Source organism: Hyphomonas sp., from assembly GCF_046313975.1.
Lineage (GTDB): Bacteria > Pseudomonadota > Alphaproteobacteria > Caulobacterales > Hyphomonadaceae > Hyphomonas.
In genome coordinates this window covers 1-25,816 of sequence record NZ_JBKBXB010000018.1, presented here as the reverse complement: position 1 = coordinate 25,816, position 25,816 = coordinate 1, and the positions used below count along the sequence as shown (strand labels likewise).

The following is a 25,816-nucleotide window of genomic DNA, read 5'->3' as shown; positions in this document are numbered from 1 at the left end:
CCTAGCGATCAGACTCCGGCCTGACGAGACCGAAAAGAACATGGTCGCGCCGCGTCCCGTTGATCTCGAGATACGAGGCGGCACGGCCTTCTTCAGCAAATCCGGCGCCCTCAAGCACCCGGCGGGACCGGGCATTCTCAGGCACGATGCCGGCTTCGATACGCTTCAGGCCGAGTTCCGCAAAGGCCCAGTTGCAGACAGCCCCCACCGCTTCGCGCATATAGCCCTGCCCCTCGAAACCAGCGCCCTGCCAGTAGCCAAGACTGGCGCTCTCGGCCGGCCAGGGCCGCACCTGCGTAAGAGACAGGCCGCCGATCAGGGCATGGTCCGCCTGCCGGCGCGTGAAGAACACGAACGCCGTGCCCGCCTTCCAGGCAGCGGTCCAGGCAGAAATCCGCCGGTTCCAGTCCTTGCGGCTGAGGGCGTCGATGGGCCAGCTCGGCTCCCACGGTTCGAGATAGGGGCGGCTTTCCCGGCGCAGCTTCGCCCAGTCGTGAAAGTCGGCGCGCCGAGCCGGGGCGATAACGAGCCGCCCGGTGGTGATCAGGGTGTCCAGCGGAACGCCCTGCATCGCACATCAGCCTGCGAAGCTGAGGATGCGGCCGCGCACAGCGGCGAGATCCGCAGGAAGCCGCTCGAACACTTCGCCACGCTTCAGGAGTTCCGCCGAGCGCACCGGCAGCGGCGCATCATGGCCAGTCGCCTCCTGCACCGTCTCCGGAAACTTCGCCGCCGCCGCCGTGGCGAGCACAACGGTCGCAACGTCCTTCTTCTTCAGCCGACGCGCGAGCGCCGTGCCCACTGCCGTATGCGGACAGATCAGCCAACCGGTCTCTGTGCGGAAACGTTCCATCTCACCCAGCGTGTCGGCATTGTTCACAGACGCCGCCGACAGTCCCGAACAGGACAGGCGCGAAGCTGCACCGTCCGGCAGCGCCGTATCGCCCGATTGTGCGTAGGCGGAATATGTCGCGCGGATCGCCGCCGCGTCCCGCCCCGTCATTTCGAACAGGAAGCGTTCAAAGTTCGACGGCACGGAGATATCCATCGCCGGGCTTGGCGTGGCCACTGCCGCGGTGCGCGTCATGCGGCCCGTGCTGAACAGGCGCGCGAGGGCGTCATTCTCGTTCACGGCGCAGACCGCCTCGAAACCGCCCGTCAGCAGGCCGCAGCGTGCCGCAACATAGCCCGCCAGCGCATCGCCCATATTGCCGCTCGGCACGACATACCGGATCGGCGCGCCGCGCAGCTGGGCCTGGCTCGTCGCGTAATAAACGCACTGCGCCGCCACGCGCGCCCAGTTGATGGAGTTTACACCCGACAGCGACACATCCGCCGCAAAGCCCTTGTCCGCGAACAGCTGCTTCACGATCGCCTGCGCTGCGTCAAAGTCGCCATCGAGTGCGAGGTTCCGGACATTGCCCTGCCCGGTCGTCGTCATGAACAGGCGCTGCACGGGCGAAACCCGGCCAAACGGATGCAGGATCACCAGCTTCGCGCGCTTCGCCCCGGCAAACGCCGCCGCCGCCGCACCGCCCGTGTCTCCGGAGGTGGCGCATACAACCGTCAGTGTACGGCCGGTCTTCTCCAGCAGGTAGTCATACAGCTTGCCGATCAGCTGCATCGCCACATCCTTGAACGCCAGCGTCGGACCGTGGTGCAGCTCCATCAACCAGCTGTCCGGGCCCCACTGCGTCAGCGGCGCAACGGAATGGTGCGAGAAACTGGCATAGGCCTCGGCGCAGATCGTCTTCAGGTCGGCGGCGGGAATAGAGTCTCCCGCGAAAGCAGACAGGATACGCGCCGCGACTTCGGCATAGGGCTCGCCCGGCTTTGCCGGCGCAATCTGCGGCCAGGTTTCCGGCACATAGAGGCCGCCATCGGGCGCGAGGCCGACGAGGCAGGCCTCCGCAAATCCGGTCGCCGGAGCTTCGCCGCGTGTGGATATATACTTCACTGGTCGCCTGTCTTGCTGAAGCGGAGCCGTCCGCGCTGATGATGCAGGGCCAGATACACACCGATGAGCGCTATGGCGAGGCCCCACCAGGTGATCGCGTAGCCGAAATGCCGCTCCGGCGTCAGCCGGGCGTCGAGTTCGGGGCGCAGGAAGGGATTGTCGACGGGCACGGCCATCGCCCCGTCCGTCCGCAGCAGCATCTCCGGCTCGAACACGCGCGCCTCGATCCGCCCGGCAATATCCTCCGGCAATCCTGCGGCCAGCACGCCGGGGTCGAGCGCGTAGAACTGCCCCGCCTCCGGATTGTCGGCGGACGAGAAGGCATTGCGCCCTTTCACCTCATGCCAGAGCCCGCGCGAGGCGTAGAATTGCGGCGCCTCCAGCACGAATGCAGCGGGCGGGTCCATGCCGTAATGGATCGTCTGCGGCACGAACACGGCGCCGTCCGCCGTCTCCACCAGCGCCACATCGCGCCACGCCGCCCTGCCATCCGTCAGCGCATAGACCTGCCGCACCGTGCCGGGCAGCAGCGTGCCCTCCAGCGTCACCAACTCCGGCGGCGCCTCAAGGCCCGCGCGCCTGGCGTCATACTTGCCCCATTGCCAGTTGCCGAACATCACGAGGATGACAACCGAGACGGTCGTCAGCAGGCTGAGCAGCGGATAGGGCCGGAACGTCATCGCATCACTCCCTCGCACCAAGAAAAAGCCCGCCGGAGCCTTGTTGCACCGGCGGGCCCTGTTTCAAAGCGCAGACCTTTGCCGCGTTACTTGCCAGCCTCGAAGGCGAGGTAAGGCGTGACGTAGACGAAGGCGAACAGGAACAGCCACACCACGTCGACGAAGTGCCAGTACCAGGCCGCGAATTCGAAGCCGAGATGCTTCTTGGGCGTCAGGTTGCCGGCATACATACGGATCAGGCAGACGATCAGGAAGATGGTGCCGATCACGACGTGCGCGCCGTGGAAGCCGGTCGCCATGAAGAAGGCGGAGCCATACAGCGTGCCGTCATAGGTGAAGCCGGCATGGCTGTACTCGAGCACCTGAAGCGCCGTGAAGCCGAGGCCGAGAATGATCGTGAGCCACAGGCCGAGCTTGGCACTCTTCATGTTGCCGTGGGCCAGCGCATGGTGCGCCCAGGTCACCGTTGTACCCGACAGCAGCAGGACCAGCGTGTTCATCAGCGGCAGGTGGAAGGGGTCAAACGTGGTGACATCCGCCGGTGGGAACTGCTTGAAGCGCTCGAGGCTCTCCTGGAACAGCGGGTTGGCCGCATCCCAAGTGTGGCCGACGCGGGCGTCCCAGAAGATCGCGAATTCGAAGAAGCCCCAGAACCAGGCCACGAAGAACATCACCTCGGAGGCGATGAAAAGCAGCATGCCATAGCGCAGGCCGATCTCGACGACCGGGGTATGGTCTCCCGTACGGCCCTCTTTCACGACCTGGGCCCACCAGCCGAACATCACCCAGAAGATCATCGCGAATCCGATGGCCATCAGCCACCAGCTGCCTTCAGGGATGCCGAACAGGCCTTTCATGTAGGTCACGGCGCCGAGCGCCAGCACCAGTACCGCAGCCGAACCGATCAGGGGCCAGGGCGAGGGGTTTACGAGGTGGTAGTCGTGTTTGACGTCGCCGCCGGCCATGAGTCTCAAATCCTCTATGGAATCCCATAACTTTGGGGCTGTTTAGCGTGCGCCCCGCCCACGTTGCAACCGGGTCAGCCGGGTGAGGCCGAATTCGCCGCACCCTCTTCCGCCTTGCGGGCCACAGGCTGGTCGCGAGGCCCTGAATAGGCCGAACTGTCAAAGAAAGTGTAGCTGAGCGTGATGGTTTCGAGCTTTCCCGCCACCCGGTCGGTCACGAGTTCCGGCGCCACGAAGTAGACAACCGGCAGTTTCCGCGTCTCGCCGGGCGCAATCACGCGCTCCGAAAAGCAGAAACACTCGAGCTTGTTGAAGTACGGCCCCGCATAATGGGGGGTCACGTTGTAGGCGGCGATCACCCGTACTTCCTGATTCGTTGGGTTCGAAACCTCGTAGAAGGCGAGCCCGTGCTGGCCGAGCTGCACCGTCTGACGGGTCTGCAGCGCACGGAACTGCAGCGGCGCATCCGCTACGTTCGCGTCAAAGCGAACCTCTACCGTCTGGTCGAGAATCTGCGACGGCCCCTGCGTCGCTACCCGCGTCGTCCCGCCGAAACCGGTCACCGAGCAGAACAGGTCGTAAAGCGGCACGGCCGCATAGGCGAGGCCAACCATGCCGGCGACCCCGGCAGACGCGATCATCGCGATGGTACGGTTCGACAGGGCCATCACATCCGCTCCGATATGCCAGTGCCGGTATGCAGGCGCACGACCGTGATCAGCATCACCAGCACAACGAACCCGGCGAGCGCGAGACCAAGCCAGAGATTGCGCCGCTTGCGCGCCTTCAGCGCGTCCGCGTCAAGCTGCGGGATCTGCGGCGGGGGCTTGGGAGCATCCGTCATGTCACACCGCCACCAGCGGGAACCAGAGGCCCGCGCCATGCTCCACCAGCACCGCCCCGAACAGCGCAAACAGGTAGAGGATCGAGAACACGAAGGTCGCCTTGGCGAGTTTCATGTCAGCGCCCGCCGCATCAGCGTCGCCTGCCTTCGAGCGCGTCAGGCGCACCGCATAGGCCAGGAACACAGCGCCGAGCGCAGCGGCAACCGCGCCATAGATCCAGCCGCCCAGCCCCGTCGCCAGCGGCGCCAGCGAAACCGGGATCAGCACCAGCGTGTAGAGCAGGATCTGCGTGCGCGTCGCCTTCGCACCGTGCGTCACCGGCAGCATCGGCACCGACACCTTGGCGTATTCCTTGTGCGCCAGCAGCGACAGCGCCCAGAAGTGCGGCGGCGTCCAGAAGAAGATGATGGCGAACAGGATCCACGCATCCAGCGGCATGTTGCCCGTCACCGCCGCCCAGCCGATCACGGGCGGGAAAGCGCCTGCCCCGCCGCCAATGACGATATTCTGCGGCGTCGCCCGCTTAAGCCACATCGTGTAGATGACGCCGTAATAGAAGATCGAGAAGGCGAGCAGGCCGGCGGCAAGCCAGTTCGAGGCGAGCCACATCAGCAGCACCGACACGCCCGACATGATCAGGCCCATCGCGAGGGCTTCCTCGCGCGGCACAGCGCCAGACGGGATCGGCCGTGTGGCCGTGCGTGCCATCACGGCGTCGATATCGGAATCGTACCACATGTTGATCGCGCCCGCTGCGCCCGAGCCGAGCGCCACCGCAAGCGTGGCAATCGCCGCCATCAGCGGATGCATGGACACGCCCGTGATGCCGCTCGCCGCCACAAGCCCCGCAAAGCCGGTGAACACCACCAGCATCATGATGCGGGGCTTCATCAGGTTCACATAGTCCGACGCCGTTGCGTGCCGAATTTGAGGGGTGGCGGGGAGATCGGTCATTGCAGTTTCCGGTTACGGGTCATCTTAGCCGAAACGGCCCACACGCCAGTTGCGTGAGGGCCGCCCCGTGGTTTCAGGTCTGGTCCGGCCCGGAGCGGCGGGCCGGGGAAATCAGTGACCGCCCTTCGTGTCGACCACCGGCAGTTCGTTATACTGGTGGAACGGCGGCGGGGACGGCAGGGTCCATTCCAGCGTCGTGGCGCCTTCGCCCCACGGGTTGCCGTTGCCGTGCGCATCCACGGTCGCCTTGCGGCGCTGGATGAAGGCCACCAGCAGCGAGAAGAAGAAGATCAGCGTCGCCACCAGCGTGATCGCGTAGCCGATCGACGAGACATAGTGCCAGAGCGCGAAGCCTTCGTTGTAGTCGATATAGCGGCGCGGCATGCCCTGCAGGCCAAGGAAGTGCTGCGGGAAGAACAGGACGTTCGAGCCGATGAACATCAGCCAGAAGTGCAGTCCGCCGAGGAAGCTGTTATACTTTACGCCGAACATCTTCTCGAACCAGTAGTACCAGCCCGCGAACAGGCCGAACACCGCGCCGAGCGACAGCACATAGTGGAAGTGCGCGACGACATAGTAGGTGTCGTGCAGGGCATGGTCGACGCCGGCATTCGCCAGCACCACGCCGGTCACGCCGCCCACGGTGAACAGGAAGATGAAGCCGATCGCCCAGAGCATCGGCAGTTTGAAGTCGATGGAGCCGCCCCACATGGTGGCGATCCACGAGAAGATCTTGATGCCGGTCGGCACCGCGATCACCATCGTCGCCGCCACGAAGTAAGCCTTCAGATCGACGTTCATGCCGACCGTGTACATGTGGTGGGCCCACACGACGAAGCCGATCACGCCGATGGAGACCATCGCATAGGCCATGCCGAGATAGCCGAAGATCGGCTTCTTCGAGAAGGTCGAGACGATGTGGCTGATGATGCCGAAGGCCGGCAGGATCATGATGTACACTTCGGGGTGGCCGAAGAACCAGAACAGGTGCTGGAACATCACGGGGTCGCCGCCGCCGCCGGGGATGAAGAATTGCGAGCCGAAGTTACGGTCGGTCAGCAGCATGGTCAGCGCGCCGGCGAGCACCGGCAGGGCGAGCAGCAGCAGCACGGCCGTCACCAGCATTGACCAGGCAAACAGCGGCATCTTATGCAGCGTCATACCCGGGGCGCGCATGTTCAGGATGGTCACGATGAAGTTGATGGCGCCGAGGATCGACGCAATACCGGCTGCGTGCAGCGACAGGATCAGCAGGTCCATCGACGGGCCGGGATGGCCGACAGCCGACGACAGCGGGGGATAGATCGTCCAGCCGCCACCAAAGCCATTGCCGCCCGGGCCGCCCGGAACGGTCATCGAGATACAGGCCAGGATGAAGGCCACGACCGTCAGCCAGAACGAGATGTTGTTCATCCGCGGGAAGGCCATGTCCGGCGCGCCGATCATCAGCGGCACGAACCAGTTGCCGAAGCCGCCGATCAGCGCGGGCATCACCATGAAGAAGATCATGACGAGGCCGTGATACGAGATCACGACGTTGTAGAAGTGCTTTGCCGCGGTAATCGCCGCGTCGCCTTCAAGGCCGAAGAAGTTGGTCTGGATCCAGAGCAGCGGGCCAAGGCCCGGCTCAGCCAGTTCCCAGCGGATCAGGCCCGACAGCGAATAGCCGACAATGCCCGCGATGAGCGCGAAAACGAGGTAGAGCGTCCCGATATCCTTGTGGTTCGTGGAGAAGAACCAGCGCGTGAAGAATCCGGGCTTGTGATCGTGAGCGTCGTGGCCGTGATCGAGGGCGACTTGATCCATGGGCATGAGGAATACTCTTCTTCGGGAAATCAGTTGTTGGACGCGTATTTGGTTTCAGGCTCGACCGCCGCCGTCATCACGGTGGCAGCCAGCGCGGCTTCGTAGTCGCCGGCTTTCATCAGCTCGGCCCAGCGGTCGAACTGCGCCTGCGTCACGACGCGGACCTCGATCGGCATGTAGGCATGGTCGATGCCGCAGAGCTCCGAACACTGGCCGTAATAGATACCCGGCTCCTCGACGAGGAACCAGCCTTCGTTGAGGCGACCTGGCACGGCATCGGTCTTCACGGCGAAGGCCGGAACGGTCCAGGAGTGGATCACGTCCGCTGCGGCAACGTAGTAACGGATATAACGGCCCGCCGGCACGACCATCGGATAGTCGGTGGCATAGTTCACCGGCAGCGAATCGAAGTCGCGGCGGCCTGTGGCCTTCTCGTAGTTTTCCTTGTCGCTCGGGCGGCCCTTGTGGACACCGTTCGACACGAACTCGACCGGAATGTCGCTCTCGTCGACAAGGTCAGGATAGGTATAGGTCCAGTTCCACTGGTTGCCCTGGATCTTGACGTTGACGAAGCCCTTCTCCGCAGCGTCCGGGAAATGGTTCTTCGTGTAGGCGAGGTGCTGCGCCGTCCGGCCTTCTGCCAGCAGCTGCTTCGAGGTCGCTGCGATCTCGCCGAGGTTCGGCGTGACGTTCTGGTAGTAGAGGTTGGGAAAGGACAGGCTGGCAATGCCGACCAGGATCAGCGCCGGCACAACCGTCCAGATCACTTCCACCGTGGTGTTGTGGCTGAACTTGCGGGGCGTCTTGTTGGCGCGCTGGCTATAGCGGACCATGACCCAGAGCAGCAGCACCATCACCAGGATGGTGATCGCGGTGATGATCCAGAGCAGGACGTTGTGGAATTCATGCACGCGCTCTGCGATTCGCGTAGCAGCAGGCTGGAAATTGAGCCCGCCATCCTCAGGGAGCGCCGCAAAAGCTGGGGCGGCAACAAGGCTGGCGAAGAGGGCGGCAATCAGGTGACGCACGATAAAACACCTCAGTTCGGAACGGATTCGGGCATTACCTATACCAGCCGCCGGTTTTACCCCAGTCTTTTCCGCGCTCAAAATTGTCGCAGCGCATCGCCGCACAGGCCGATCCGTGCTAGATTTGCGGCAAGGTTTAAAGGGAGTTACCCATGATCCGCACCCTCCTCCTCGCTGCCGCTGCGGCAACACTCGCCCCGCTGGCCACAGCCCAGGTCACCGTCATCGGCGGCGGCCTGGCCCGGGACTGCTACGAAGCCGTCAAGTTCAACCTCGGAAAAACCTCGGAAGCCGAGGCCATCTGCACCCGCGCGCTCGAACATGAGGCGCTGAACCTGTCCAACAAGGCCGCCACCTACACCAATCGCGGCGTGCTGCGCATGCGTCAGGCCAATTATGACGGGGCACTCGCCGACTATGCGCTGGCCAAGCGCCTGCGCCCCGAAACCGGCGCCACCTGGCTGAACGAGGGCGCCGCCTACATCTTCAAGAAAGACTACAACTCGGCGCTCGCCTCGCTGGAAAAGGCCATCGAGCTCGACTCGCAGGACCTCTATGCCGCCTATTACAACCGTGCGATCGCCCGCGAGCAATCCGGGGATGTTGAGGGCGCATACTATGATTTCCTGAAGGCAAAGGAACTGAACCCCGACTACGCTGCCACCGACCGCCAGCTCTCCCGCTTCCAGGTGACGACGAATTGACATCCGGGCGCTTGCCCCGGCGGGGCGCGCACAGCATGTTGGGGAGATGACCGACACACCCCTCCCCTTCAATGTGACTGATGCCCTGCCCCTGCTGGCAGACGCTGCCAAAGGCGCTGATGACGGCGACCTCTATATCGAGCGCTCCCGCTCCGAGAGCTTTGTCTTCGATGACGGCCGGCTGAAATCTGCTGCCTATGACACCGACCAGGGCTTCGGCCTTCGGGTCGTCGCTGGCGAGGCGCAAGGCTCCGGCTATGCCTCGCAGCTGACCCTGGACGCCATTCGCCGCGCCGCTGAAACCGCTTCGCAGGCGAAGCGCGGCTATTCCGGCAAGCTCGCCGCCGGGCCCCAGCCGACAAACCGCCGCCTCTACCCGCCCATTGACCCGACCCTCGCCCCGGCCTTCACCGACAAGACCAACCTGCTCGCCGAGATCGACGCCTTCGCCCGCGCCGCCGACCCGCGCGTCGTGCAGGTCTCGGTCTCCCTCTCCGGCAGCCATAGCGAGATCGACATCCTGCGCCCCGACGGCGCCCACTTCCACGACATCCGCCCCCTCGTGCGCCTCAACGTCTCCGTGACGCTGGAGGAAAACGGCCGCCGCGAATCCGCCGGCACCGGCGCCGGCGGGCGGGCCGCCTATGACGAGTGGATCCAGCCGGACCGCTGGAAAGCGATGGTGCACCGCGCGATCCGGAAGGCTTCCGTAAACCTGCAATCCATCCCCGCCCCCGCCGGCGAGATGGAAGTTGTGCTCGGCCCCGGCTGGCCCGCCGTGCTGCTGCATGAAGCGGTCGGCCACGGCCTTGAAGGCGACTTTAACCGCAAGGGCACGTCCGTCTATGCCGGCCAGATCGGCCAGCAGGTCGCCGCACGCGGCGTCACCGTCATCGATGACGGCTCCATCGACGCGCGCCGCGGCTCGCTCTCCTTCGACGATGAGGGCACCCCGACCCAGCGCACGGTCCTCATCGAAGACGGCATCCTGAAAGGCTACATGCAGGACCGCATGAACGCCCGTCTTATGGGCATGGCGCCCACCGGCAATGGCCGCCGCGAAAGCTACGAATCCCCCACAATGCCTCGCATGACCAACACCGTGATGCTCGGCGGTGACCGCGACCCGGAAGAGATCGTCGCCTCGATCAAGCGCGGCCTCTGGGCCGTCGATTTCGGCGGCGGACAAGTCGATATCACCAGCGGCAATTTCGTCTTTCAGTGTACGGAGGCTTACCTCGTCGAGAACGGCAAGATCGTCGCCCCGGTGAAGAACGCCACCCTCATCGGCCACGGCCCCACCGTGCTGCGCGACGTGACGATGATCGGCAACGACTTCGCCATGGACGACGGCGTCGGCGTCTGCGGCAAGGCCGGCCAGTCGGTCCCCGTCGGCGTTGGCCAGCCCACACTGAAAGTTGGCGCCCTCACAGTCGGCGGCGCAGGCTGAGGATCAGCCCTCAGCTTCCGGCACGTCCACGATCCACACATCCTGCGGCCCGGACCAGTGGACGGATACAAGGCAGAACTCGCTGACACAGTTGTGTGCATGCGCCACGCCGCCGGGCTGGAACCAATAACTTCCGGGGCCGAGCAATTCAGCGCCGGCCTGTGACCCCTCAAGGCTCCAATGCTGGATCTGGCCTTCAATGACCATCAACGCATAGTCATGCGTGTGGGCATGCATGGGAATCGGCCCTTTCGGAAGACGCATCAGCATGTCGGACGCGCCGGTCTGCGGATCACCCCGCAACACGCCAATTGCAGGCCCCGCCGGATTTGCCGGATTGACGGGCACAACCATCTCTTCAGCAAACGGAACAATCAGGATTGATCCGGGCACATCCGGCGCAAGTTCGGGATGCACAGCGGACTGGCACGCCGCGCCAAGCAGCGAAGCAGCCAGAGCCATACCCCGCATGTTCGCTACTCCGCCACGCCGCGCGCAGCTTCCGCTTCCAGCGCCGCCTTGCTCGCAAGCCGCCCGGCTTTCCCGTGGCCGAGATATTTCAGCAGGAAGCTCATCAGGCCCAGCAGCACGCCGAGAAGGATTGCCACCACACCAAGGCTCCAGAAAACGTCCTTGTACGTCATAAGCGCCTTGCCGGGATCGAGCACCTGCCCGGCGACCGTATCGCTCGCCGTGAACTGCGCGATCACGCCCGCCACATATTGCGCGAAGGCAGATGACAGGAACCAGCCCGCCATCATGAAGCTGACGACAGCAGCCGGCGACAGCTTGGTGATCATCGACAGGCCCACCGGCGAGAGACACAACTCACCCGTCGTGTGCAGCAGGTAAGCGAGTACCAGGAAGATCAGCGGCACGCGGAAGCTATCATCCGCAAACTGGACACCCCAGACCAGAACCCAGAAACCAAGCCCGACCTGCACCAGCGCCAGCGCAAATTTCAGCGGCGTATTGGGATCGAGCTTGCGCGCGCCAAGCCATGCCCAAAGCGCCGCAAAGATCGGTGCGAACAGCAGGATGAAGCCCGAGTTGAAACTCTGCGTCTGCGCCGCCGTCACGGTCATGAAGCCATCATTCGGAAGCTGCGTATTGCGCTCTGCAAACTGGTTCAGCGACGAACCGCCCTGCTCGAACAGCGACCAGAAAACAACTGACATGAAGATCAGGAACAGCGCCAGGATCAGTTCCTGGATTTCTCGCAGGTTACACTTGGTGACCATGTAGTAGATCAGGTAACCACCGAACAGCACGAGGCCGCTCATCAGCGTGGCGAATGTGTATTGCGGCGTCTGAAGCAGGAACCAGACAGCGGCCACACCCGGAATGGCGAGCAGGTAGAGCCACCATTCGACCGATACCGGGCCGACCTTTTTCGCCAGCAGTTCCGGGTTCGGCGGTGCGCCGACATGCTCCGGCAGCTGACGTTCGCCCGGCATCCAGAACACGAGCCGCTGCTGCGTGAACACCAGCCAGCCCACCGCCATGCCGACCGCCGCAAGCCCGAAGCCCGCCCACCAGCCGACCGTCTGCCCAAGGTAGCCGCACAGGATCGCCGCCCAGAAGGCACCAAGGTTGATGCCGTAATAATAGAGTGTGAAACCGGCATCCCGGCGCGGATCGTTGTCCTCGTAAAGCTGGCCAACGATCGAGGAAATGTTGGCTTTCAGATAGCCGACCCCCATCACGATCAGCGCGAGGGCAAGGAACAGGATGTTCGTGTACAGAGGATCGCGGACCGGCTCCGAAAGTGTTTCCATCACGTTCGGAATGACCGTCGGCATTGGGCTGTCGGCATCAAGGCCGGTAAACGTGATGCTGCCGCCTTCGCTGACATTGGCGCGGCAACCCTCATGGCTGGCGTCGCCGCCGAACAGGCAGCGCTGCGTGCCAGTCTCGATGAATACCTGGCGCGACCCGCCGCGGCCTTCGACTGCGAGATTATACTCCGCGCCGGCAACGACCATTTTCTGCGTCGCCTGCGGCCCGTGCAGGCCCATCGTCAAATGCCCTGCCACCAGCAGCAATGCGCCAAACGCGATGGCCTTGCGGTTGCCGAGATACTTGTCCGCGAGGAATCCGCCGAGCAGCGGCAGCAGGTAAACGAGTGCGGTATAGGATCCGTACTGGCCCTGCGCCGTGCGGTCGTCGAACAGGAAATGCTGGGTCAGGTAGAAGATCAGCAGCGCGCGCATGCCATAGAAGGAAAAGCGTTCCCACATCTCGGCGAAGAACAGGATGTGCAGGCCCTTCGGGTGTTGCCGCATCTGGTTGAACACCGGAATGCAGGTCACCAGCGTAATGACGATGCCCAGGACGATAATCAGCATGAACGGCTCCCCAGCGCGCTATCTCGTGACGGCGCCGGCCTCTGCCACGCCCATTGTGACAGAGGTTTGACCACGCCCCGCCGGGGCGCTCAAGGCAGTTTCTGCCGTTAGGGGAAGGCTAGTACGCCTCTTCCGCGAACACCTTGCGCACGTCGCGGCCCCAGGGCCCGTGATAGCGGGCCAGCAGCCGCTCGGCCGGCGTGATTCCCGACGCAGCAATCTCGTCGAGCCCCGACAGGAAGCCCGACTCGTCCTCGCCCGAGGCCGACAGCCTTCCGCGCTCGCGCAGGCCCGCCCGCGAAATCGCCAGGACATCCTTCGCGAGGTCCTGCATCGAGCGCCCGCCCTGAATGGGCGTGCGCAGGCCCAGCGTGCGCACGCTCTGGCGCATCGCCTCCCGCTCCGGCGCGGTCCAATGCTTCACCAGGTCCCACGCCGCATCCAGCGCCGGCTGCGAATAGAGGATGCCCGTCCAGAATGCCGAGAACGCACACAGCCGGTCCCAAGGGCCGGCATCCGATCCGCGCATCTCGAGGAAACGTTTCAGGCGCACTTCCGGGAAGATCGTCGACAGGTGATCGGCAAAATCGTCCATCGCCGGGCGCTCACCCGGCAGGATCGGCAGCTTGCCGTCCATGAAATCGCGGAAGCTCAGCCCCGACGCATCGAGATACTGCCCGCCCCGGCGCACGAAATACATCGGCACATCGAGGGCATAGTCGACATATTGCTCGAACCCGAACCCGTCCTCGAACGCAAATGGCAACATGCCCGAGCGATCGGGGTCCGTATCCGTCCAGATATGCGAGCGATACGAGAGGAAGCCATTCGGCCGGCCTTCCATGAACGGCGAGTTCGCAAACAGCGCCGTGCCCAGCGGCTGCAGCGCCAGCGACACGCGCAGCTTCTGCACCATGTCCGCTTCCGATCCGAAATCGAGGTTCGCCTGCACCGTGCAGGTGCGGAACATCATCTGCCGCCCGAGCCGCCCCACCTTGTCCATGTACGCGGTCATGATCTTGTAGCGGCCCTTCGGCATCACCGGCGTCTCCGCCATCGACCAGAGCGGGCTCGCGCCGAGGCCGACAAACCCGATCCCCAGCGGCTCCGCAATCTCGCGCACCTCGGCCAGATGGCGGCCCACTTCCGTACAGGTGTCATGGATCGATTCCAGCGGCGCGCCCGAAAGCTCGAACTGCCCGCCCGGCTCCAGGCTCACACTCGCCCCGTCGCGCTTCAGCCCGATCAGGTGCCCGCCCTCGACAATCGGGTCCCAGCCAAACCGGTCCCGCAGGCCTTCCAGCATCGTGAGGATCGAGGCCTTGCCGTCATACGGCAGTGGCTTCAGCCCGTCCCAGGTGAAGCCGAATTTCTCGTGCTCTGTGCCAATGCGCCAGTCGGTCTTCGGCTTCGATCCGGCTTCAAGGTATTCAACCAGTTCGGTCTTGCCGCCAATGCGCGGCGAGGCCTCGTCGATATCGGTGGTGGGCGTGGTCACCGTCGGGCCTCCCGGCTCATGTTCTATCCGCTGCGGAGATAAGGCCGAAATGTGGCAACGCCAACCGGGGACCTCAAAATGTTACACAGGGCGTGTCATCAGCCCCAATCCCCGCTCACCGCCTGCCACAGCGTCATCGCCGCCACGGCTGCCGTTTCCGCCCGCAGAATGCGTGGGCCGAGGCTCACCGCAAACGTATCTGCCCGCCCGCGCAGGAATGCCCGCTCCTCGGGCGTGAACCCGCCCTCCGGCCCGGTCAGGATCGCCGCATCCCGGTCCTTCAGACCTTCAAGCACCGCAAGCATCGGCCCCGCCCGGCCCGCCGCGCCGCCCCAAGGCGCACCGTCCTCGTCGCCCGCCTCATCGCAGAAGATCACCGCCGTGCCTGCCGGCAATGCCGCCAGCGCCGCGTCCAGCGTCGCCGCCTCTACCACCTCCGGCAGGTCCAGCCGCTCGGTCTGCTCCGCCGCCTCCAGCACGATCTTCCGCAGCCGGTCGGTCCGCACAGTCCGCGTCTGCGTCCGCTGCGTCAGCACCGGGCACACCCGCGCCGCGCCGAGCTCCGCCGCCTTCTCCGCGATCAGGTCCGTCTGGTCCTTCTTCACCGGGGCGAACAGCAGCGTCATCGCAGGCGCGGCCGGCGCCGGTTGCACCCGGCTCTGGCGCACGGCCTCCAGTCTCGCCCGCTTGCCCGACGATTCGGTCACCTCCGCGGCCCATTCCCCGTCCCGCCCGTTGAACACCCGCACCTCATCCTCTGCCCCAAGACGGAGCACGCGCAGCAGGTAGTTCGACTGCTCCTCGTCCAGCGCGACCACCGCCCCAGCAGAAAGATCAGCAGAAACAAAGAGTCGCGGCGAAGTCGGCATCGGCGCGGTATAGCCTCCTCGAAGCGCCCCTGTCAGGTGTGGTTTTTGCATCACGCTTTGTGGTTTTGAGACCACAACGGGTGCGGGCGCATGGCAAATCAACTATACCCGTTAGCGATGAGTTTCACGCAGCGCCATGACGACACGGAACCTTTCGATGTTCCGGCAGACTCGGCCTTGCCGGGCTGGCTGTCCAGCCTGCCGCGGGCCTGGCGCCCCTATGCCATGCTCGCGCGGCTCGACCGGCCCGTCGGCATCTGGCTGCTCTTCCTGCCTTGCCTCATCGGCCTCGCCTTCCAGCGCCTGTCCAGCGGCCTGTTCCTGATCGACCTCGGCTGGGTCTTCCTCTTCTTCGTCGGCGCGGTCGTCATGCGCGGCGCCGGCTGCACCTGGAATGACATCACCGACCGCGACTTCGACGCGAAGGTCGCCCGCACCGCGGCCCGCCCCATCCCCTCCGGCGCGGTCACGTTGCAGCAGGCCTACATCTTCCTCGCCGCCCAGCTCGCCACCGGCTTCCTCGTCTGGCTGCTCCTCCCGTGGGACGCGAAGATCACCGCCCTGCTCGCCCTGCCGCTGGTCGCCGTCTATCCGTTTGCCAAGCGCGTCACCTGGTGGCCGCAGGCCTGGCTCGGCCTCACCTTCAACTGGGGCGTCCTCGTCGGTGCCGCCACCGCCAGCCTGATCACCGGCCCGGTCTACCTCCTCTATTTCGGCCTCGCCCTGTGGACCGTCGCCTATGACACGATCTACGCCCTGCAGGACCGGGAAGACGACGCCCTGATCGGCGTGCGCTCCACCGCGCGCCTCTTCGGCAAGCGCGCCGCGTTGATTTCCTTCTGCTTCCATATGGGCGCCGCCGCCCTGATCGCGCTTGCAGGCTATCTCAACGATGCCGGCCGCATCGGCGCGCTCACCGCGCTCGCCTTCCTCGGCCACGGCGCCTGGCAGGCGACCGTGCTCAAGGCGACCAACGAGCGCGCCGCCCTCGCCATCTTCAAGTCCAATGTCTGGGCGGGCGCCCTCATCGCCAGCGGCTTCCTGCTCTCGGCCCTGGTGCCGGAACGCGCGCCGAAATCCATCTTCGCCGATCACGAAACCCTGCCACCGGCGCGCGCCGAAGCCGTCACCCTACCCTTCGGCATGGAACTGCGCCGCAAGCCGGAACCCCGCAAGGATGTCTGGCTGATGCGCGACATCCGCGCCGTGCTCGAACTCAATGGCATCGATCCGGACGCTGCGGAAACGCGCGCCGAACAGTGACGCGCGCGCCGGGCGGGTCTATAGTCCGCCCATGACCGTTGTCATCGAAATGGTATCCGATCTCGTCTGCCCGTGGTGCTGGCTTGGCCTGCGCCGGATCGAGGCGGCGATTGCCGAAGCGCCTGAAGTGGACGTCCAGCTCCTCTTCCGCCCCTACGAGCTCGACCCCACCATCCCCGCCAGCGGCGTCGACTACAAGGCTTACATGTCCGAGCGCGTTTCCTCGCCCGAAGGCAAGGAGCGCATGGCGATGATGCGTCAGGCCCTCGTGGATTACGGCAACGCCGAAAACATCCCCTACCGTTTCGACGCCATCACCCACCGCCCGAACAGCTTCAACGCCCACCGTCTCGTGCGCTGGGCGCAGGGCCAGGGCAAGGGCGCCGCTGCCAAGGAAGCGCTCTTCCGCGCATACTTCAACGAAACGCGCGATATCGGCGCACACGACGTTCTGATCGATGTCGCCCGCCAGATCGACCTCGACCCCGGCATCGTCGCAGACCTCCTGAAAACCGACGCCGACATCGAAGCCGTTCGTCAGGAGGCGGAGGTTTTCCGCCAGATGGGCATTTCCGGCGTGCCGACCTATATCGCCAACCGCCGCGTCGCCGTGCAGGGCGCCGAAAGCTCGGAAAAGCTCGCCCGCTTCATCCGCCACGCCGCCACCCTGCTGCCGCAGGAACGTCCTTCCGGCGCGCCGAACTGAGCCACATGGATCACGTCCGCATCGAAACCGAAGGCCGCGTCGCCACCGTGTCTTTCGACACCGGCGCCAAGGCCAATGCCCTTAGCCAGCAAGTGATGCGTGAACTGACGGATGCCGCCCGCCGCTTCGCCGGCGACCCCGCCATCTCCGCCGTCATCCTCACCGGTCGCAAGGACAATTTCACCCTCGGCGCCGACCTGCGCGATCCCGAAGGCGTCGATGTCCGCCGCCTCGGCCTTGCCGAACGCCGCGTGCGCCTGCGCGCCGGCCCTGCCATGTGCGATGCCTGGGAAAAGGTCGACGCGCTGACGATCTGCGCCATCGAAGGCTGGTGCGTCGGCGGCGGCGCAGCCCTCGCCACCTCCTGCGACCTGCGCGTCGGCTCGGAGACCTCCACCTTCTATGTGCCGGAAGTCGAGCGCGGCATGAACATGAGCTGGGGCTCCATCCCCCGCTTCACGGCCCTCGTCGGCCCCGCCCGCACCAAGCGCATCGCCGGCCTTTGCGAAAAGATCAGTGCACAGACAGCTCTGGACTGGGGCCTCTACGACCACCTTGCCCCGCCCGGCAGCGCCCTCACCAAGGCAACGGAGATCGCCGCCGCCGCCGCCAAACTCCCGCCCACCGCACTGAAAATGGTGAAGCAGGACACCAACATCGCCGCTCTCGCCCTCGCGCGGGCCACCGCCCACCGCGACCTCGAAGCCTTCGCCCTGATGCAACAGACCGAAGACTTCAAGGAAGGCGTGAAGGCCTTCTTCGAGAAGCGCGACCCTGATTTCACGGGGGATTGAGCAACTCAGCTCAGCTGCAACTCCACCAGCCGCTTGTACGCCCCGCCCTGTGCCATCAGGATCTCGTGCGTGCCTTCTTCCACCGCGCGGCCGTTCTCCATCACGATGATGCGGTCTGCCGCGCGCACGGTCGAGAGCCTGTGCGCGATGATCAACACCGTCCGTCCACGGCCGAATTCCGCCAGCGCGGCCTGCACCTTGGCCTCGCTCTCCGCATCCAGCGCCGAGGTCGCCTCGTCCAGCAACAGCACCGGCGCCGCCCGCAGGATCGCCCGCGCCAGCGCCACACGCTGCCTCTGCCCGCCGGAAAGGTTGCGCCCCATCTCGCCCACCGGCGCGTCATAGCCGCCCGGCAGCGCCTCGATGAACTCATGCGCATGCGCCGCCCGCGCCGCGCGCTCGATCGCCGCCGGCTTCGCCTCCAGCTTGCCGAGGCGGATATTGGCGGCCACCGTATCGTCAAACAGCGCCGCATCCTGCGCCACCAGCGCCATCTGCCCGCGCAGGCTCGCACCCGTCAGTGTACGGATATCCAGCCCGTCAATCCGCACCGCCCCGCCATTCGCCTCATAGAGGCGCAGCAAGAGGTTGAACACGGTCGACTTGCCCGCCCCCGACGCGCCGACAAACGCCACCGTTTCGCCCGGCCGCGCCGTGAAGCTCAGCCCCTTCAGCGCCTCCGTCCCGTCCGGATAGGCAAAGCGCACATCGTCGAACACGATCTCGCCCTTCGCCCCGGTCAGCACCATTGCTCCCGGCGCATCGGCCACTTTCGGCGCCGCATCGACAATCTCGTAAACCCGGTCGGCCGCCGCCGCGCCCTCCTGCGCCACTGCACTGATCGAGCCGAGCGCGCGCACTTCCGGTGCCGCCACTGCCACCGCGCCGATCACGCCGAGCAGGTCGCCCAGCGTGTTCTCGCCCTGCGAAATCCGCCAGGTCACGAAGCCGAGCAGCGCCGCCAGCGCCAGCCCGCCAAACACTTCCAGCACAGGGTCCACGCCCGCCCGCTTCGACAGCACTTTCAGGAAAAGCCGCGAGCGCTCCGCAAAGCCCTTGCCCGCGCGCACCTTCTGCCAGTCTTCGAGACCATACGCCTTCACGATCCGCGCCGACTGGAAGCCTTCCGAGAGCAGCGACGTCACCTCGCCCGTCTGCTCCGCCGCCTTCTTCGCCCGTTTGCGTACGGAGTTTCCGAGCGACACGACCGGCCCCAGCGCCAGCGGGTAAACCACCGCAATGATCAGCGCCAGCTGCCAGTCCTTCCAGAACAACCAGACCAGCACACCGATCACGGTCGCGAGGCTCTTGGTGAAATTGTTGGCAAAGCGCAGCGCCGCCTCGCGGATGGAAATCACGTCGCTGATGAAGCGCGAGACGAAGCTGCCCGAGGCCGCTCCCGACACGCGCGCGAAATCCCCGTCCACCAGCGCGTCATACTGAACCGTCTGCACACTGACGAGCCCGCGCTGCACGCCGGTATTGTTCAGGAGCGTCATGCCATACATCGACAGCGACCGGCCTGCCGTCAGCACGATGATCGCGATGATCCCCGTCCAGATCCAGCCCGGTCCCGCCGCGCCGCCCGCGCCGGTAATCTGTTGCTGCAGCGAATTGCCGACGAAATCCAGCACCACGACATAGCCAATGCCCCACAGCGCCGTCAGCAGCGCCAGCAGCGTGCCGCCGATGAACCACGCCTTGTGCGGCCAGAAATGCGCCCTGAACAGCCGCCAGAGCGAGCGCTGCGGCCCAGCCATTTTTGGCGCCGGGGCGAGCTCAGACGTGATGGGTGTCTCCCGTCGCGGGGTCCAGCAGGCGGTGCGCATGCAGGATGAAATACCGCGTCTCGGCATGGTCCACGGTGCGCTGCGCTGCGGCCCGCCAGGCGTCATAGGCTTCCTGATAGTTCGGGAAGGCGCCGACGAAATCGATCTTCGAGAGATCCTCGAACTCAACGCTGGTCACATCTTTCAGCTCGCCGCCGAACACGATGTGGAGAAGTTGCTTGCCGGGTTTGTCTGGCATTTTCCTGCGGGGCTCCGTTGTCTCCCGGGCGGGCGGGCTCGCGGCACGCGCCTGCGGATCGGGAATGCTCACATATCCTGTGCGGCGCACTAACAAAGGATGAAGCGCGTTTCCAGAGGCGACCACACTCCTCTGCGCCGGAACCGGCCGGTTGAACACCAGCGGCTCACCCGCATGCGTCGTCACCGTGCCGCCTGCCTCGGTGATGAGCACAGCGCTGGCGGCCAAGTCCCAATCCGCCTTTTCGCCCAGCACCAGCGCGGCGTCCCAGTCGCCCGCCGCGACGAAGGCAAGCCGCAGCAGGGTTGCATTCGGCTTCGGCCGGGCAAGGTGCACCTCAGGCCAAGGCTCGCGCCAGCCGGAATGCGTCACCACGCCCTCATTCGCGATCAGGCGCAGCCCGGTCTCCTCGGCCTGCCGTGACACGCGGATCGCCTCGCCATTGCGCCGTGCGCCCGCGCCCTTGCGCGCGTCGAAAAACTGGCCTAGCGCCGGCGCATAGATCACGCCCGCCACCGCTTCGCCCTCTTCCACCACAGCAAGGCCCACACACCAGTCCGGCGTGCCATCCATATAGGCCCGCGTCCCGTCGATCGGGTCCACCACCCAAACGCGCGATTTCTGCCGCGCCGCCGGATCGTCTTTCGTCTCTTCCGACAGCCAGCCATATTCCGGCCGCGCACCCATCAATTCCTTCGCACACAGACGATTGACCGCGAGGTCGGCTTCCGTCACCGGCCCGCCGGTCGTCTTATTCCAGGCCTCGGCACCGCCCTTGTGGATGTAGGCCATCGCGAGGTCGCCCGCTTCCTGCGCGATCCGGCGCAGCAGGGTGAGGTCTTCCTCCAGTGTGCGTTCAGCTGCCCGCAAGGTTCATGTCCTCGATGAGGATCGATGGCGCATCTCGTGTCGAGCGCAGTTCAAGATCGCTCGCCGGTATCAGCCGCGCAAACATCGCCGGCAGGTCGCTCGCCACTGTCACTTCCGAAACCGGATAGGCAATCTCCCCGTTCTCGAACCAGAAGCCTGATACGCCCACGGAGTAATCGCCCGTGTTCGGATTGATCGACGGGCCGAACATGTCGGTCACCAGCAATCCCTTCCCCGCCTGTTTCGCCAGGTCGCCCGGCGTCGCCGTTCCGGGGCGGAGGTACACGTTGGAGGTCGAAACCCCCGGCGGGTCACCAAAACCCATGCCCGCAAAGCCATTTGGCTGAAGGCCCAGCTGGCGCGCAGATGATGTGTTGAGCAGCCACCGCGTCAGCCGCCCGTCCTCGATCAGGTGCGCCTCGCCCACCGGCAATCCCTCGCCGTCATGGCTGCGGCTGCCCATGCCCATCCGGCGCAGCGGATCGTCGGTGATGTAGATGCCCCTGGCGAACACCTGCTCGCCCATCCGGTCCTTCAGGAAGCTCACGCCGCGCGCAATCGACGGCCCGGAAATAGCCCCCAGCAGCGCGCCCAGCAGGCTGTCCGAAACACGCCGGTCAAAAATCACCGCCGCCTTCTGCGTCTCCACCTTGCGCGCGCCAAGCCGCGCAATCGTGCGCTCGCCTGCGGTTTTGCCAATCTCCTCCGCAGACGGACGATCCTTGGTGAAGCGCACGGACCAGCTGTCATAGTCGCGCTCCATCTGCCCGTCCTTCTCGGCCACCGCCGCAAGGCCAAGCCCGGTCGAGGTGCCCGTCTTCCAGGAGCGGAACCCGTTCGTCGCCGCCACCCAGCGCTCCGACCGGTTCCAGGACGCGCCGCACCCCGCCACCGTCTTCACGCCCGGCACGGCCAGCGCCGCCGCCTCCGCCGCCAGCGCCTCGCGCTCCAGGAAATCCGCGGAAAGCTCCGGCTCCCCGGTCAGGTCCATGTCCAGCCCCTCCGTCGCCAGCAGCGCCGCGTCGGGAAGGCCGCAGAACTTGTCCTCCGGCACCGCCTTCGCCATCGCCACGCAGCGCTCGCCCAGCGCCTTCAGGCCCTCAGGCGAAAGGTCCGCACCGGAAACATGCGCCTGCCGCTGGCCGAAGAAACAGCGCAGCGCCACGCTGGCGCTTTCCTCGCGCTCGATGCTCTCCATCTTGCCGTCGCGCACAGACACGCTCACGCCGTCGGCCACGCCGATGCGCGCGTCCGCCGCGCTCGCGCCCGCCTTGAGGCAATCGTCCAGAAGTCCGGCAAGCAACTCCGCCGGAGGGGTCGTAAATCTCGTCATCGGCGCTAGATGGACCGCGCCGCCTGCCTGCGCAACTGCCCGCCTCAGGTATGCGTGACGTACAGCAATCCTGCCGCCGCCCCAAGCATCCCCGTCCAGGTCAGCACCATACCCACCAGCCGCGCCGGCATGATCGTCGCCGACAGGCCGATTGCATGAAGGACACGGCCCAGCGTGAACACCCCGCCCACCGCATTCACCATCCACATCGGCGCGCCCAGCGAAGCCAGAACATACAGCCCCAGCATGGTAATCGGGATATACTCGGCGGCATTGCCGTGCGCCCGCGTGCGGATCTCAAGTTCGGAATCGCCCCCGGTGCCAAGAGATACCTGAGCGGCGCGCCGCCGTCCGATCACCCGGAACGACAGGAACCACAGAAGCAGGATATTCACGGCGATATAGATCGCGCTGGCAGCAACAGGTGTCATGGCTTCTTTCCTCCCAATGAAAAGCCGCCAGGCAGCCCACCCGGCGGCTCTGGTCTTATCTCTGTCCGGCCTGGCTCAAGGCCGCCAGCCTTACATGTCCCGGCGCGCGTCCGGCAGGCGGTCGTTGATGTCGTCGCGGATATCCATCAGCGTGACGATCAGGCCGCAGATGATGCTGGCCGCAACCCATCCGCCAAAGGCGAACACGGCGAAATCCGCCACCTGTGCCAGCGGGCCCGTCAGGCCGATCAGCTCACCGGTAAAGGCACCTTTCTGGTAGATGCCCAGCGCAATGCCGCCAACGATGATCGCGATATAGGCGACATACACCATGATGCGGAAGCTGTTGATGATGATGAACTTCATGAGGATTCCCTTCCTGGTTCCGTCCTGTTCTAGGACGTGCGCGGTAGAGCGTCACGTCACTCAATTATGACGCAGGCATCGGGCCACAGCCCCGCCTGCGCCAGTTCATTCTCCTGTGGCGATATTTTCGCCGCAGGCAGCCATGTCATTGGTTGCGGCCGAAAGCGCCATGATGTCCTTGCCTTCCATCGACATGGACAATTCGATCAGGTCCTTACCTTCTTCGCCCAGCCCCTTGGCGACTTTCGCGAACAGTTCCGGCGACAGGTTCTTCTCCAGCGCATCGGCGACACACTTGCAGGTTGTCTCGGCCTCGCCCTGCTCAATGCAGGTTGAAACCATCTTCTGCTTGTCCGAAGGCCCCAGCGCGCCGCAGCCGGCCAGCGCCAGCAGGGACAGCCCCGAAATCATTGCCAGCCGCATCGCAGCGCCCTTTCTCCGATCTCCCGAAGCCAGTGCTGACACGATTTCCGGTGCCTGAAAAGCCCGCTATTCCCGCCGCAGGAGCACGTCCAGCTGCAGCCCCTTGCCCAGCTTGCGGGCAAAATCGGCCTTCACCGCGGCCCGGTCATAGTCCTCGGCCACCCAGTCCAGGAAGGGCTTCCACGCCTCCGGCGCCCGCCCGGCATTGTAGGCCTCATAAGCGTCCAGGAAGGCGTCCAGCACCCCCGTCTTGCCATGCTTTATGTGCAGGTACTTGCCCGAAAGCTGTTCACGCGCCTCGGCAAACGGCGCCCGCTCGCGTAGCAGCTTGTACAGCACCGCCATCATCCCCGCCCGGTCCGCGCCGGATTTGCAGTGCATCAGCGCCGGATACTCGATCCGCTCGAACAGGTCGCGCGCCGCAAACACCGCCTCCCGAGTCGGCGGATCGCGCGAAAACACCTGGAAATCCACGAGATCGATCCCCGCCGCCGCACAGGCTTCCTTCTCCAGCAGGTAATAGCCCTGCGTCGTCGGCCCCCGCAGGTTCAGGATCGTCTTGATGCCCCGCGCCCGCGCATGATCCGCAATATGCCGGGGCGAAGGCTGGTTCGACCGCCACATTTCCGGGGAAATCCGGTGCAAGTTGCGAAACCGCGCCCTGAGGAAGCCGTGATCGCCCCAGATCAGCTCGCGCCGCGCCCGTGCCCGGCCCGCCGGTGTCGACAGGTCCGCCGGCACATGCACCCGGCGTTTACGCTTGTGTTTCGGCGTCAGTTTCACCATTGCCCCGCACCTAAGCGCCCCCGTCCGCTGGGGCAAGCGCCTGTCTGCACGGCAGATTCCGCCCCGCCGAAAAAATCTTCCGCCCCTTTGCATCCATTCTGGCCCCTGCCCGCATCTTAGGGGCATGAACACCGGCAATTGTGCCGCAACAACCTCAACCGGAGCCCCTCCAATGGAAGACGTTATTGTCCCCGTGGTCCTTTTCCTTACGCCTGTCGTGATCGTGCTGATCGTCAGCTACTTCAACAGCCGCAAGCGCACCACCATCCACGAAACCCTGCGCCACGCCATCGACAAGGGCCAGACCCTGTCGCCGGAGCTGTTGCAGAACATGTCGCTGGTGACCGACCCCGTCCGCGCCGACCTGCGCCGCGGTGTCCTCTTCCTGGCCTTCGGTGCCGCCTTCGCGGTCCTGGCCGCCATCATCGGCATGGAAGAATCCGAAGCCCTGACCCCGATGCTCGGTGTTGCCACCTTCCCGATCTTCCTCGGCATCGCCTACATTGGACTTTGGGCCTTCGGCCGTGGCAAGTCTGAGGCCTGAGCTCCGGCTGGTCGTCTCGGAGGGACGGGACATGCGCAGCGATCCTGATCTGGCCCATGCGGCCGCACGAGGAAACGAGGCAGCTTTTGCCGAACTCGTGCGCCGCCATCAGGGCAAGGTCCGCGGCATGGCCCGCCGGCTCGCCGGCTCCGAGGCCACCGGCGACGACATCGCCCAGGTCACCTTCCTCACGGCATGGCAGAAAATCGGAACCTATGCCGGAGGAACGTTCAGCGCCTGGATCTGCACCATCTGCTTCCGCGAATTCCTGCAATGGCGCCGCAAGCAGAAGATGGAAATCGAGTTCGACGAAACGGCCGAAGTCATCCCCTTCGACCGGTCGGCGGACCAGACCGAGCAGCGGATGGACCTCACCCGCGCGCTCGAAAGCCTCAGCGAAGCCCAGCGCGTCTGCGTCGTGCTGTGTGTCGCCACCGGACTGTCCCATACCGAAGCCGCCGAAGTCACCGGCTGGCCGCTCGGCACGGTAAAGTCCCATGTCCAGCGCGGAGTCGCCCTTCTGAGGGCCCGCCTTGAAAACGCCAACGTGGCGTGATGGAGTATGAGAATGCGTGATCAGGATGCCTACAAGGATCTCTCTGACCTCTTCCGGGTCGAGGACAACGCTTTGCCCGCAGAGCCCTTTACCCGCCAGGTCATGGGCCGCGTGAAGCGCCAGAAGCGGATGCGCCACCTCGTGATCGGCAGCCTCGGCGCCGCCGGCGCCGCCATCGCCGCGATGCAGCTGCCCCAGCTCTTCGCCGAATGGACCGGGGTCGACAAGACCGTCACCGAAGTGCTGACCACTGCCCCGACCCAGGTCAGCTCCGCTGCCGTCAGCGAACTCACCACCCTGGCCAGCGCCAACCCCATGTGGCTCGCCATCGCCGCCGGCGCCGCCCTCTGCATCTTCGCCGTCTCCGCCTTCGAACGCGCCTGACAGCCCCCCCCCTAAAAGCCCCCTCTCCCTTGGAAGAGGGGGTTGGGGGTGAGGGGGCGCAACATCTCCCTAAGGGGCGCCCTCCGCCGGCACCCACTCCTCCGCCCACGGAATACTTACGCAACACTTCCCGTAAAAATTCCCCCGTAAAATCAATCCCCTGAAAAATAATCACCCGAACTTGCGCCACCCCTCCCAAACCATGCCTATACTCCCGCCATGGTCCAG

28 protein-coding genes are annotated in these 25,816 nt (G+C 65.2%); 8 read left to right on the top strand and 20 right to left on the bottom strand.

Annotated elements, in window-relative coordinates:
- Position 1 precedes the first annotated feature (1 nt).
- The 9 genes from ACK4TE_RS08330 to coxB form a co-directional block, all read right to left on the bottom strand.
- Positions 2–571 (bottom strand): GNAT family N-acetyltransferase, encoded by a 570-nt coding sequence (locus ACK4TE_RS08330; RefSeq protein ID WP_409911034.1) that lies wholly within the window; start codon positions 569–571, stop codon positions 2–4.
- Between the two features lie 6 nt (positions 572–577).
- Positions 578–1,957 (bottom strand): threonine synthase, encoded by a 1,380-nt coding sequence (gene thrC / locus ACK4TE_RS08325; protein WP_409911033.1) that lies wholly within the window; start codon positions 1,955–1,957, stop codon positions 578–580.
- Complete coding sequence (locus ACK4TE_RS08320; RefSeq protein WP_409911032.1) at positions 1,954–2,637, bottom strand: SURF1 family cytochrome oxidase biogenesis protein; 684 nt, start codon at positions 2,635–2,637, stop codon at positions 1,954–1,956. Before ACK4TE_RS08320 ends, thrC begins: the two co-directional genes overlap by 4 nt.
- An 86-nt stretch (positions 2,638–2,723) precedes the next feature.
- Positions 2,724–3,602, bottom strand: coding sequence for a cytochrome c oxidase subunit 3 (locus ACK4TE_RS08315; RefSeq protein ID WP_409911031.1), 879 nt, complete (start codon positions 3,600–3,602; stop codon positions 2,724–2,726).
- 74 nt (positions 3,603–3,676) lie between these two features.
- Entirely contained in the window at positions 3,677–4,270 is a 594-nt protein-coding gene (locus tag ACK4TE_RS08310) for a cytochrome c oxidase assembly protein (protein WP_409911030.1), read from the bottom strand.
- On the bottom strand, positions 4,270–4,446 hold the full coding sequence (locus ACK4TE_RS08305; protein ID WP_409911029.1) for a hypothetical protein: 177 nt from the start codon (positions 4,444–4,446) through the stop codon (positions 4,270–4,272). Before ACK4TE_RS08305 ends, ACK4TE_RS08310 begins: the two co-directional genes overlap by 1 nt.
- Before the next feature lies 1 nt (position 4,447).
- Positions 4,448–5,401, bottom strand: a complete 954-nt coding sequence (locus ACK4TE_RS08300) for a heme o synthase (protein ID WP_409911028.1) — start codon at positions 5,399–5,401, stop codon at positions 4,448–4,450.
- Positions 5,402–5,512: 111 nt separating this feature from the next.
- Positions 5,513–7,213 carry a cytochrome c oxidase subunit I gene (ctaD, locus tag ACK4TE_RS08295; RefSeq protein WP_409911027.1) on the bottom strand — a complete coding sequence of 567 codons (1,701 nt, stop codon included), beginning with the start codon at positions 7,211–7,213 and terminating at the stop codon, positions 5,513–5,515.
- A 23-nt stretch (positions 7,214–7,236) separates the two neighbouring features.
- Entirely contained in the window at positions 7,237–8,235 is a 999-nt protein-coding gene (gene coxB / locus ACK4TE_RS08290) for a cytochrome c oxidase subunit II (RefSeq protein ID WP_409911026.1), read from the bottom strand.
- Between the two features lie 152 nt (positions 8,236–8,387).
- Between coxB and ACK4TE_RS08285 the strand changes: the two genes are divergently transcribed.
- Both ACK4TE_RS08285 and tldD read left to right on the top strand, forming a co-directional pair.
- Positions 8,388–8,939: a tetratricopeptide repeat protein gene (locus tag ACK4TE_RS08285; RefSeq protein WP_409911025.1), complete on the top strand. Its 552-nt coding sequence runs from the start codon at positions 8,388–8,390 to the stop codon at positions 8,937–8,939.
- 46 nt (positions 8,940–8,985) lie between these two features.
- Complete coding sequence (tldD, locus tag ACK4TE_RS08280) at positions 8,986–10,389, top strand: metalloprotease TldD (protein WP_409911024.1); 1,404 nt, start codon at positions 8,986–8,988, stop codon at positions 10,387–10,389.
- 3 nt (positions 10,390–10,392) lie between these two features.
- Here tldD and ACK4TE_RS08275 read toward each other — a convergent pair whose 3' ends face one another.
- From ACK4TE_RS08275 to ACK4TE_RS08260, 4 genes are all read right to left on the bottom strand, one after another.
- Positions 10,393–10,860: a DUF4437 domain-containing protein gene (locus ACK4TE_RS08275; protein WP_409911023.1), complete on the bottom strand. Its 468-nt coding sequence runs from the start codon at positions 10,858–10,860 to the stop codon at positions 10,393–10,395.
- A 5-nt stretch (positions 10,861–10,865) separates the two neighbouring features.
- Complete coding sequence (locus ACK4TE_RS08270; protein WP_409911022.1) at positions 10,866–12,737, bottom strand: peptide MFS transporter; 1,872 nt, start codon at positions 12,735–12,737, stop codon at positions 10,866–10,868.
- Positions 12,738–12,855: 118 nt separating this feature from the next.
- A complete protein-coding gene (locus tag ACK4TE_RS08265; RefSeq protein ID WP_409911021.1) occupies positions 12,856–14,235 on the bottom strand; it encodes a glutamate--cysteine ligase in 1,380 nt (459 codons plus the stop codon).
- 98 nt (positions 14,236–14,333) lie between these two features.
- Complete coding sequence (locus tag ACK4TE_RS08260; RefSeq protein WP_409911020.1) at positions 14,334–15,104, bottom strand: 16S rRNA (uracil(1498)-N(3))-methyltransferase; 771 nt, start codon at positions 15,102–15,104, stop codon at positions 14,334–14,336.
- Between the two features lie 90 nt (positions 15,105–15,194).
- Between ACK4TE_RS08260 and ubiA the strand changes: the two genes are divergently transcribed.
- From ubiA to ACK4TE_RS08245, 3 genes are read left to right on the top strand one after another with little or no spacing between them, the layout of a single operon-like run.
- Entirely contained in the window at positions 15,195–16,367 is a 1,173-nt protein-coding gene (gene ubiA, locus ACK4TE_RS08255; protein ID WP_409911019.1) for a 4-hydroxybenzoate octaprenyltransferase, read from the top strand.
- Positions 16,368–16,398: 31 nt separating this feature from the next.
- Entirely contained in the window at positions 16,399–17,073 is a 675-nt protein-coding gene (locus ACK4TE_RS08250) for a DsbA family protein (RefSeq protein WP_409911018.1), read from the top strand.
- A 5-nt stretch (positions 17,074–17,078) separates the two neighbouring features.
- Positions 17,079–17,867, top strand: a complete 789-nt coding sequence (locus ACK4TE_RS08245; protein WP_409911017.1) for an enoyl-CoA hydratase/isomerase family protein — start codon at positions 17,079–17,081, stop codon at positions 17,865–17,867.
- A gap of 5 nt (positions 17,868–17,872) precedes the next feature.
- Here ACK4TE_RS08245 and ACK4TE_RS08240 read toward each other — a convergent pair whose 3' ends face one another.
- The 7 genes from ACK4TE_RS08240 to ACK4TE_RS08210 all read right to left on the bottom strand — a co-directional run bounded on the left by ACK4TE_RS08240 (position 17,873) and on the right by ACK4TE_RS08210 (position 24,104).
- Entirely contained in the window at positions 17,873–19,627 is a 1,755-nt protein-coding gene (locus tag ACK4TE_RS08240) for an ABC transporter ATP-binding protein (RefSeq protein ID WP_409911016.1), read from the bottom strand.
- Between the two features lie 19 nt (positions 19,628–19,646).
- The gene (locus ACK4TE_RS08235) at positions 19,647–20,765 is read right to left on the bottom strand and encodes an inositol monophosphatase family protein (protein ID WP_409911015.1); all 1,119 of its coding nucleotides are present in this window, start codon (positions 20,763–20,765) and stop codon (positions 19,647–19,649) included.
- Positions 20,752–22,098 (bottom strand): TldD/PmbA family protein, encoded by a 1,347-nt coding sequence (locus tag ACK4TE_RS08230; protein ID WP_409911014.1) that lies wholly within the window; start codon positions 22,096–22,098, stop codon positions 20,752–20,754. Before ACK4TE_RS08230 ends, ACK4TE_RS08235 begins: the two co-directional genes overlap by 14 nt.
- Before the next feature lie 44 nt (positions 22,099–22,142).
- Positions 22,143–22,529, bottom strand: a complete 387-nt coding sequence (locus tag ACK4TE_RS08225) for an MAPEG family protein (RefSeq protein WP_409911013.1) — start codon at positions 22,527–22,529, stop codon at positions 22,143–22,145.
- 90 nt (positions 22,530–22,619) lie between these two features.
- A complete protein-coding gene (locus tag ACK4TE_RS08220; protein ID WP_409911012.1) occupies positions 22,620–22,895 on the bottom strand; it encodes a hypothetical protein in 276 nt (91 codons plus the stop codon).
- A gap of 105 nt (positions 22,896–23,000) precedes the next feature.
- Positions 23,001–23,318, bottom strand: coding sequence for a hypothetical protein (locus ACK4TE_RS08215; RefSeq protein ID WP_409911011.1), 318 nt, complete (start codon positions 23,316–23,318; stop codon positions 23,001–23,003).
- Between the two features lie 66 nt (positions 23,319–23,384).
- Complete coding sequence (locus ACK4TE_RS08210) at positions 23,385–24,104, bottom strand: fused DSP-PTPase phosphatase/NAD kinase-like protein (RefSeq protein WP_409911010.1); 720 nt, start codon at positions 24,102–24,104, stop codon at positions 23,385–23,387.
- A gap of 172 nt (positions 24,105–24,276) precedes the next feature.
- Between ACK4TE_RS08210 and ACK4TE_RS08205 the strand changes: the two genes are divergently transcribed.
- Genes ACK4TE_RS08205 through ACK4TE_RS08195 form a run of 3 tightly spaced genes read left to right on the top strand, consistent with a single transcriptional unit; the run spans position 24,277 to position 25,588 of the window.
- Positions 24,277–24,648, top strand: coding sequence for a DUF6249 domain-containing protein (locus ACK4TE_RS08205; protein WP_409911009.1), 372 nt, complete (start codon positions 24,277–24,279; stop codon positions 24,646–24,648).
- A gap of 31 nt (positions 24,649–24,679) precedes the next feature.
- Positions 24,680–25,204 (top strand): RNA polymerase sigma factor, encoded by a 525-nt coding sequence (locus tag ACK4TE_RS08200; protein ID WP_409911008.1) that lies wholly within the window; start codon positions 24,680–24,682, stop codon positions 25,202–25,204.
- Between the two features lie 12 nt (positions 25,205–25,216).
- Complete coding sequence (locus tag ACK4TE_RS08195; protein WP_409911007.1) at positions 25,217–25,588, top strand: hypothetical protein; 372 nt, start codon at positions 25,217–25,219, stop codon at positions 25,586–25,588.
- The last annotated feature ends 228 nt before the right edge of the window (positions 25,589–25,816 follow it).

Excerpts from the sequence above, each read along its gene's own strand:
- ACK4TE_RS08330 (WP_409911034.1), bottom strand. The coding sequence starts at position 571 with ATGCAGGGCGTTCCGCTGGACACCCTGATCACCACCGGGCGGCTCGTT.
- ACK4TE_RS08320 (WP_409911032.1), bottom strand. The coding sequence starts at position 2,637 with ATGACGTTCCGGCCCTATCCGCTGCTCAGCCTGCTGACGACCGTCTCG.
- ACK4TE_RS08315 (WP_409911031.1), bottom strand. The coding sequence starts at position 3,602 with ATGGCCGGCGGCGACGTCAAACACGACTACCACCTCGTAAACCCCTCG.
- ACK4TE_RS08310 (WP_409911030.1), bottom strand. The coding sequence starts at position 4,270 with ATGGCCCTGTCGAACCGTACCATCGCGATGATCGCGTCTGCCGGGGTC.
- ACK4TE_RS08305 (WP_409911029.1), bottom strand. The coding sequence starts at position 4,446 with ATGACGGATGCTCCCAAGCCCCCGCCGCAGATCCCGCAGCTTGACGCG.
- ACK4TE_RS08300 (WP_409911028.1), bottom strand. The coding sequence starts at position 5,401 with ATGACCGATCTCCCCGCCACCCCTCAAATTCGGCACGCAACGGCGTCG.
- ctaD (WP_409911027.1), bottom strand. The coding sequence starts at position 7,213 with ATGCCCATGGATCAAGTCGCCCTCGATCACGGCCACGACGCTCACGAT.
- ACK4TE_RS08285 (WP_409911025.1), top strand. The coding sequence starts at position 8,388 with ATGATCCGCACCCTCCTCCTCGCTGCCGCTGCGGCAACACTCGCCCCG.
- tldD (WP_409911024.1), top strand. The coding sequence starts at position 8,986 with ATGACCGACACACCCCTCCCCTTCAATGTGACTGATGCCCTGCCCCTG.
- ACK4TE_RS08275 (WP_409911023.1), bottom strand. The coding sequence starts at position 10,860 with ATGCGGGGTATGGCTCTGGCTGCTTCGCTGCTTGGCGCGGCGTGCCAG.
- ACK4TE_RS08270 (WP_409911022.1), bottom strand. The coding sequence starts at position 12,737 with ATGCTGATTATCGTCCTGGGCATCGTCATTACGCTGGTGACCTGCATT.
- ACK4TE_RS08260 (WP_409911020.1), bottom strand. The coding sequence starts at position 15,104 with ATGCCGACTTCGCCGCGACTCTTTGTTTCTGCTGATCTTTCTGCTGGG.
- ubiA (WP_409911019.1), top strand. The coding sequence starts at position 15,195 with ATGGCAAATCAACTATACCCGTTAGCGATGAGTTTCACGCAGCGCCAT.
- ACK4TE_RS08250 (WP_409911018.1), top strand. The coding sequence starts at position 16,399 with ATGACCGTTGTCATCGAAATGGTATCCGATCTCGTCTGCCCGTGGTGC.
- ACK4TE_RS08245 (WP_409911017.1), top strand. The coding sequence starts at position 17,079 with ATGGATCACGTCCGCATCGAAACCGAAGGCCGCGTCGCCACCGTGTCT.
- ACK4TE_RS08240 (WP_409911016.1), bottom strand. The coding sequence starts at position 19,627 with ATGGCTGGGCCGCAGCGCTCGCTCTGGCGGCTGTTCAGGGCGCATTTC.
- ACK4TE_RS08230 (WP_409911014.1), bottom strand. The coding sequence starts at position 22,098 with ATGACGAGATTTACGACCCCTCCGGCGGAGTTGCTTGCCGGACTTCTG.
- ACK4TE_RS08225 (WP_409911013.1), bottom strand. The coding sequence starts at position 22,529 with ATGACACCTGTTGCTGCCAGCGCGATCTATATCGCCGTGAATATCCTG.
- ACK4TE_RS08220 (WP_409911012.1), bottom strand. The coding sequence starts at position 22,895 with ATGAAGTTCATCATCATCAACAGCTTCCGCATCATGGTGTATGTCGCC.
- ACK4TE_RS08215 (WP_409911011.1), bottom strand. The coding sequence starts at position 23,318 with ATGCGGCTGGCAATGATTTCGGGGCTGTCCCTGCTGGCGCTGGCCGGC.
- ACK4TE_RS08210 (WP_409911010.1), bottom strand. The coding sequence starts at position 24,104 with ATGGTGAAACTGACGCCGAAACACAAGCGTAAACGCCGGGTGCATGTG.
- ACK4TE_RS08205 (WP_409911009.1), top strand. The coding sequence starts at position 24,277 with ATGGAAGACGTTATTGTCCCCGTGGTCCTTTTCCTTACGCCTGTCGTG.
- ACK4TE_RS08200 (WP_409911008.1), top strand. The coding sequence starts at position 24,680 with ATGCGCAGCGATCCTGATCTGGCCCATGCGGCCGCACGAGGAAACGAG.
- ACK4TE_RS08195 (WP_409911007.1), top strand. The coding sequence starts at position 25,217 with ATGCGTGATCAGGATGCCTACAAGGATCTCTCTGACCTCTTCCGGGTC.